Annotated in this window: 7 protein-coding genes and 1 pseudogene; all 8 read left to right on the plus strand. The window is 60.8% G+C overall.

Annotation, left to right across the window (positions count from 1 at the left end; translation table 11 throughout):
- Positions 1 to 281, plus strand: a pseudogene (locus tag PMI16_RS24140) (NADPH-dependent FMN reductase); the annotation flags it as partial.
- A 105-nt stretch (positions 282 to 386) separates the two neighbouring features.
- A complete protein-coding gene (locus tag PMI16_RS24145) occupies positions 387 to 1355 on the plus strand; it encodes a sulfonate ABC transporter substrate-binding protein (protein WP_007884489.1) in 969 nt (322 codons plus the stop codon).
- A gap of 83 nt (positions 1356 to 1438) precedes the next feature.
- Positions 1439 to 2635: an FMNH2-dependent alkanesulfonate monooxygenase gene (gene ssuD, locus PMI16_RS24150; protein ID WP_007884491.1), complete on the plus strand. Its 1197-nt coding sequence runs from the start codon at positions 1439 to 1441 to the stop codon at positions 2633 to 2635.
- 9 nt (positions 2636 to 2644) lie between these two features.
- Positions 2645 to 3502, plus strand: a complete 858-nt coding sequence (ssuC, locus tag PMI16_RS24155; RefSeq protein WP_007884492.1) for an aliphatic sulfonate ABC transporter permease SsuC — start codon at positions 2645 to 2647, stop codon at positions 3500 to 3502.
- Between the two features lie 14 nt (positions 3503 to 3516).
- Positions 3517 to 4353, plus strand: coding sequence for an ATP-binding cassette domain-containing protein (locus PMI16_RS24160; protein WP_034382154.1), 837 nt, complete (start codon positions 3517 to 3519; stop codon positions 4351 to 4353).
- A gap of 41 nt (positions 4354 to 4394) precedes the next feature.
- A complete protein-coding gene (locus PMI16_RS24165) occupies positions 4395 to 4610 on the plus strand; it encodes a TOBE domain-containing protein (RefSeq protein ID WP_007884497.1) in 216 nt (71 codons plus the stop codon).
- 138 nt (positions 4611 to 4748) lie between these two features.
- Complete coding sequence (locus PMI16_RS24170; protein WP_007884499.1) at positions 4749 to 5621, plus strand: EAL domain-containing protein; 873 nt, start codon at positions 4749 to 4751, stop codon at positions 5619 to 5621.
- 1 nt (position 5622) lies between these two features.
- Entirely contained in the window at positions 5623 to 6237 is a 615-nt protein-coding gene (locus PMI16_RS24175) for an RBBP9/YdeN family alpha/beta hydrolase (RefSeq protein WP_051994723.1), read from the plus strand.
- Positions 6238 to 6380: the final 143 nt, after the last annotated feature.

A 6380-nucleotide genomic window follows, 5' to 3' on the forward strand; every position in this document is an offset into this window, starting at 1 on the left:
CGCTGGCGACCGGCCCCAGCCAGTCGCACATGCTGGCGCTCGATTACGCCTTGCGTCCGGTGTTGTCGTCGTTGAATCCCAAGCATGTCCTGCCGAGCATTTATGCGACGGAAGCGCAGGTCACCTGGTCGGAGCAGGATGGCCTCGTACTCGATGCGCCTATCGTGGCGCGCGTGCAGGAAGGCGTTGAGCAACTGTCGAGCAGCCTGATTGCCTTGCACAAGACCGCGCCGGGTGAATTTACCGACGTTCCGTTTTCGCAGATCCGATGTAGCGTGTAAGCGTCAAGCGCCACACAGAATTTCATTACTGACGCCTCAGAAATCGATGTCCGCGCCAAGCGTGGAGGGGCGTTGTTACGCCAAAAAACTATTCGGGAAAACAACATGAGTTCACAACAAGGTATTACCAGACGCCGCACTTTGGGTTTGCTGTCGGCACTGACGATCGCAGCAGCCGGCTTGGGTATCGCCAATGTCGCGCTGGCCCAATCCAAGCCGGTGTTGCGCATCGGCTATCAGAAAGCCGCCAGCACGCTGGTCCTGCTCAAGGCGCACGGCGCGCTGGAAAAACGCCTGCAAGCGCAAGGCGTGGAAGTGAAATGGGCTGAATTCGCCGCAGGTCCGCAACTGCTGGAAGCGCTGAACGTCGGTTCGGTCGACTTCGGCTACGTCGGCGAGGCGCCGCCGGTATTTGCACAGGCGGCCGGCGCCAACTTCGTCTACACCGCCTATGAAATCCCGACGCCGAACGCCGAAGGCTTGCTGGTGCAAAAGGATTCGCCGATCAAGACCGTCGCCGAACTCAAGGGCAAGAAGATTGCCTTCAACAAAGGCTCCGATGTGCACTGGCTGGTGGTCGCCTTGCTCAAGAAAGCCGGCCTGACCTACAGCGACATTCAACCGGTTTATCTCGCGCCCGCCGATGCGCGCGCCGCATTTGAAAAGGGCGCGGTCGACGCCTGGGCCATCTGGGATCCGTTCCAGGCCGCCGCCGAGAAGCAGATCAGCGCACGCCGTCTGGCGACAGGCGTGGGCGCCGTCAGCCACCACCAGTTCTTCCTGAGCGCGCGTCCGTTTGCTGAAAAGAACGGCGAGATCCTCAAAGTCCTGCTGGAAGAAATCACCAAGGAAGGTCAATGGATCCGCGCCAACACCAAGGAAGCCGCAGCACAGCTGGCGCCGATTCAGGGCCTGGACGCCGATGTCATCGAAGTCAGCCTGAAGCGCTATGAACACATCTTCAAGCCGGTCGACGCCAAGGTACTGGAAGAGCAGCAGCACATCGCCGATGCCTTCTTCGAGCTGAAGCTGATCCCGAAAAAATTGAACGTCAAGGACGCGGTGCTGAAGTAACGGCATCCGTGCGCCACGCTCTCCGGAGAGTGATGCAAAAACCGAGTTGGAACGGTATTGAATATTATCGATTGGAGTCTGCAATGAACGTTTTCTGGTTTCTCCCCACCCATGGCGACAGCCGCTACCTCGGCACTTCGGAAGGCGGCCGCCGCGTCAGCCACGACTATCTGAAGCAAGTGGCCGTCGCTGCCGACACGCTCGGCTATGACGGCGTGCTGCTGCCGACGGGGCGATCCTGTGAAGACGCCTGGGTGACGGCATCGAGCCTCATCGCCGAAACCAGACAACTGAAATTCCTGGTGGCGGTGCGCCCGGGCCTGAGTGCGCCGACCTTGTCCGCGCGCATGGCCGCAACCTTCGACCGCCTGTCCGGCGGACGCCTGCTGGTCAACGTCGTGACCGGCGGCGATCCGGCCGAACAGGAGAGCGACGGCATCTTCGGTACGCATCAGGAGCGTTACGAAATCTCCGACGAGTTCCTGAAAATCTGGCGCGAAGTCCTGAGCAAGACCCACACCGGAGAAGAGACTAATTTCGAAGGCAAGCATCTGAGCGTCAAGGGCGCCAAGGCCATTTATCCGCCGATCCAGACGCCGTATCCGCCCTTGTATTTCGGCGGCTCTTCGGACGAAGCCATCGACTTGGCGGCAGAGCAAGTCGACGTCTACCTGACCTGGGGCGAACCGCCGGCAGCCGTGGCGGAAAAAATCGCCAAGGTGCGCGCCCGCGCCGAAAAGGCCGGCCGCAAGCTGCGCTTCGGCATCCGCTTCCACGTCATCGTGCGCGAAACCAATGAAGCCGCCTGGCGCGCCGCGGACGAACTGATCAGCAAGCTCGACGACGAGACCATCGAGAAGGCGCAGAAGTCGTTCGCCAAGATGGACTCGGAAGGCCAGCGCCGCATGGCCGCACTGCACGGCGGCAAGCGCGACAAGCTGGAAGTCAGTCCCAATCTGTGGGCCGGCGTCGGCCTGGTGCGCGGCGGCGCCGGTACGGCACTGGTCGGCGATGGTCCGACGGTGGCGGCGCGCATGAAGGAATACGCCGATCTGGGCGTCGATACCTTCATCCTGTCGGGCTATCCGCATCTGGAAGAGTCCTATCGCTTTGCCGAGCTGGTGTTCCCGCTGTTGCCGCGCAAGCAGAAAGAAGATCTGCCGGGCTTCAACATCACCGGGCCGTTCGGCGAGATCGTGGCCAATACCCACGTGCCGTCGGCACCCAAGGCAACGGCAGCCACGAAAGAGTCGCCAGAACTTCGCGTCTCCGAAAGCTGAGGAATCGACATGAGCGCAGGCATCACAAGTTCAGGCGTGACGGAAGCGGCGGCAGTTACTGCGCCCGTTACACAGGCGAAATCGCTACGCAAGGCCGAACGCGGCGACAGCTTCGGCGGCAAGCAACTGGCATCATGGGCGTTGCCGGTCGGACTGATCGTCGTCTGGCAGATCGCCGCGCAGGCCGGTTGGCTGTCCAGCCGCATTTTGCCGGAGCCGTTCGCCGTCTTGCGCGCGGCATGGCATCTCGCGGTGACCGGCGAGCTGTGGGTCCATCTGGGCGTGAGCACGGGACGCGCGGCTTCCGGTTTTGCCGTCGGCGGCGGACTTGGTTTGTTGCTCGGTCTGCTGACCGGCACCTTCCGTCAGGCCGAGACTTTGCTAGACACCACCTTGCAGATGGTGCGCAATATTCCGGCGCTGGCGCTGATTCCGCTGGTGATCCTGTGGTTCGGCATTGACGAGACGTCGAAGCTGTTCCTGGTCTCGGTCGGCGTGTTCTTTCCGATTTATCTCAACACTTTCCATGGCATCCGCTCGGTCGACAAAGGCCTGATCGAGATGGCCAAGAGTTACGGCTTGTCGGGCTGGCCGTTGTACCGCGACGTGATCTTGCCGGGCGCCTTGCCGTCGATACTGGTGGGCGTGCGTTTTGCGCTGGGTCTGGTGTGGGTGCTGCTGATCGTGGCAGAGACGATCTCGGCGCAGGCCGGCATCGGCTACATGACCATGAATGCACGCGAGTTCCTGCAGACCGACGTCGTGCTGGTCGGTATTTTGCTCTACGCCTTGCTGGGCAAGCTGGCCGACGTGCTGGCGCGCGGCCTGGAAAAATTCTGGTTGCGCTGGCATCCGGGTTACCAATGAAAGAAGGTGACATGATGCAAAACAATCACGTGGAAACTACCGAAGTAAAGCAGGTCGCCGAACGTCTGGTACGTGGTGTCCGTGTTTCAGTCAAGGCCTTGTCCAAATCCTACGGCGGCCGAGAAGTACTCAAGTCGGTCGAACTTGACGTCAAGCCGGGCGAGTTCGTCGCCATCGTCGGTCGCAGCGGCTGCGGCAAGAGCACCTTGCTGCGCCTGATCGCCAAACTGGAAACCGCCACCAGCGGCGACATCGCCTTCGCCCAGGACGGGCATCCGCCCGAGACGCGCATCATGTTCCAGGACTCGCGCCTGTTGCCATGGAAGCGCGTGCTCAACAACGTCGCACTGGGCTTGCCGAAATCGGCGCTGTCGTCGGCGGCGCAAGCCCTGCGCCAGGTCGGTCTGGAAGAGCGCGGCGGCGAATGGCCGGCGGTGCTGTCCGGCGGCCAGCGTCAACGCGTCGCCTTGGCCCGCGCACTGGTGCACGACCCGGAACTGTTGCTGCTCGATGAACCGCTGGGCGCGCTGGATGCGCTCACGCGCATCGAGATGCAGCAACTGATCGAATCGCTGTGGCAGAAGCGCGGCTTTACCGCCGTGCTGGTGACCCACGATGTACAGGAAGCGATCGCGCTGGCGGATCGTGTCGTGCTGATCGAAGACGGTCGCATCACGCTCGATCAGCTCATCGACCTGCCTCGTCCTCGCGCTCGCGGCAACCTTGCCTTCGCCCAGCTCGAAGAAACCATTCTGTCGCGCGTGCTGCAACATCCGGCCAGTGCGCCGGACGGTACGCTCGGCGATATCTCACTGCAAAAGAGCGTCAGCCAGGTGCAGTGGGCCATTTGATTTATCTCATTTTTTAACCGCAGTCCCTCAAGGAGCAAAGCATGACCATTCAAGCCATCAACGTCCGTAATCAATTCAAGGGCAAAGTAAAAGCCATCATCGAGGGATCCGTCGTCTCCGAAGTCGATGTCGAGACGCCGGCCGGTATCGTCACCTCCGTCATCACCACACGCTCGGTCAAAGACCTGGGCCTGGTGATCGGCAGCGAAGTGGTTGCACTGGTCAAGGCGACCGAAGTATCGATCGCCAAGCTCTGATCCTGGCTGCATCTTTAGAGCGGCTAACAAAACGCCGATGGCAAGGCGCGCCGACGAAGACAGTACGAAAGTACGGCTAGGAGAAGCAACGCCGACAGCGGCGTTTTGTTAGCCGCTCTTATTGCATTGGAGCCATTGATGAAGTATCAAGCCCTGGAAAAATATCTTGCTCGTCTCAACGGCTCCGTCAGGGAAGAGTCCAGGGTATGGTTGGATGCGGAAGGGCGGGCGCAAGGCAAGTATTTCAATACGACGCTGACGTCCGCTTTTCAACCGATACGCGTGTTCGGCAGCGGCAGTGGCAGCACAGCGATTGCCGACGCCGGCATCGTTGCGCATGAAGGGTTTGCGCGCAGCTATTCGGAAGACGACAGCGGCCTGCACCTGTGGCGCCTGCTAGATCAGGCCGCCAGCGACGACGAATCGATCGAACTGGATCGCTTGTGCCGCATGCTGCATTCCATCAATTTTTATCGCCAGGTGGAGGACAACGTCAGTCTTCATTTGAGCGTGCACGCGCGCCTGCTGGCGGCGGTCGACAGCAACCACGGGATTGCCTTCCGGCGCATTCTCAACATGCTGGAGCTGCCGCACGAGCAGATCGTGTTGCAAATGCCGGTGGTCACGCAAAACCAGCGCTGGCTGCTGAACTATGTGCTGGACAACTATCGGCGCAACGGATTCAAGCTGGGCATCAGTGCGGCCGACGCGCGCGATGCGCTGGCCTTGCTGGAGAAGGTCAAGCCCGATCTGATCAAGGTCGATGCGCGCGAGATCACCGATGAGCAAAGCACCGAGAAACTTCTGCGCATCGCCGGCGAGCAGGATATCCGGGTGGTCTTCAAGCGTGTTGAAAATCCGGTCGTGTTCGCAAAATTGCAGGCATTCGGGCAAGCTCTCGCGCTGCCGGTGTATGCTCAGGGCTATCTGTGGGATACGCCGAAATCGACGCTGGCTGCGCCGGTTGTGCAAGTTTCGGCGCCCTCGCACGCGGAGACCAGGGTGGCCTGACATGAGCAAGACGACGCAGACGCAATCGGAGTGCAAGGGCACGGCAAAGCACAGCAGTGTGCCGCGTCTCGCCGATTTTCGTGTGCTGGTCGTCCCGGGATTGCATGGCAGCGGGCCGGAACATTGGCAGTCGCGCTGGCAGCGTCTTTATCCTTCTTTTGAACGCGTCGAGCAGGATCGTTGGGATACGCCTGATCTGCCGGTGTGGTCGCAACGCTTGCAGGATGTCTTGCAACGAGACGTCCGACCGACGCTGATCGTGGCGCACAGCTTTGGCTGTCTTACGACGGTGCATCGTGCTGCTGCGGATGCCGGGTTGATTGCGGGGGCTTTGTTGGTGGCGCCGGCTGATCCGGTCAAGTTTGGTGTGGTTGATTCCGTGCAGGTTGCGTTGCCATTTCCCTCTGTTGTGGTGGGGAGCGGGGATGATCCCTGGATGACTGCTGCGCGGGCGGAGTATTGGGCTGGCGTGTGGGGGAGTGAGTTTGTTTATGCCGGGGAGGTGGGGCATATCAACTCGGAGTCGGGGTTGGGGGATTGGGTTGAGGGGCAGGAGGTGTTGGGGCGGTTGGTTGCCCGGATAGCGTCTCCGGTCTCGGCTTCTATCTCCGGTTGAGTTGTTTCGACTTGTCGTTTGTCGTAACTTCTGCTGTTCTTTCTTCGATCAACCCTTCGCCGGGAGCGGCCCGGCAGCCGCTCACTTTTCTTGCTCCGCCAAGAAAAGTAAGCAAAAGAAGGCGGCCGCTAGGTCGTAGCCCC

Origin of the sequence: Herbaspirillum sp. CF444, from assembly GCF_000282135.1 — a bacterium.
Classification (GTDB): domain Bacteria; phylum Pseudomonadota; class Gammaproteobacteria; order Burkholderiales; family Burkholderiaceae_D; genus Herbaspirillum.

Coding starts and splice junctions, on each gene's coding strand:
- PMI16_RS24145 (WP_007884489.1), top strand. CDS start 387: ATGAGTTCACAACAAGGTATTACCAGACGCCGCACTTTGGGTTTGCTG.
- ssuD (WP_007884491.1), top strand. CDS start 1,439: ATGAACGTTTTCTGGTTTCTCCCCACCCATGGCGACAGCCGCTACCTC.
- ssuC (WP_007884492.1), top strand. CDS start 2,645: ATGAGCGCAGGCATCACAAGTTCAGGCGTGACGGAAGCGGCGGCAGTT.
- PMI16_RS24160 (WP_034382154.1), top strand. CDS start 3,517: ATGCAAAACAATCACGTGGAAACTACCGAAGTAAAGCAGGTCGCCGAA.
- PMI16_RS24165 (WP_007884497.1), top strand. CDS start 4,395: ATGACCATTCAAGCCATCAACGTCCGTAATCAATTCAAGGGCAAAGTA.
- PMI16_RS24170 (WP_007884499.1), top strand. CDS start 4,749: ATGAAGTATCAAGCCCTGGAAAAATATCTTGCTCGTCTCAACGGCTCC.
- PMI16_RS24175 (WP_051994723.1), top strand. CDS start 5,623: ATGAGCAAGACGACGCAGACGCAATCGGAGTGCAAGGGCACGGCAAAG.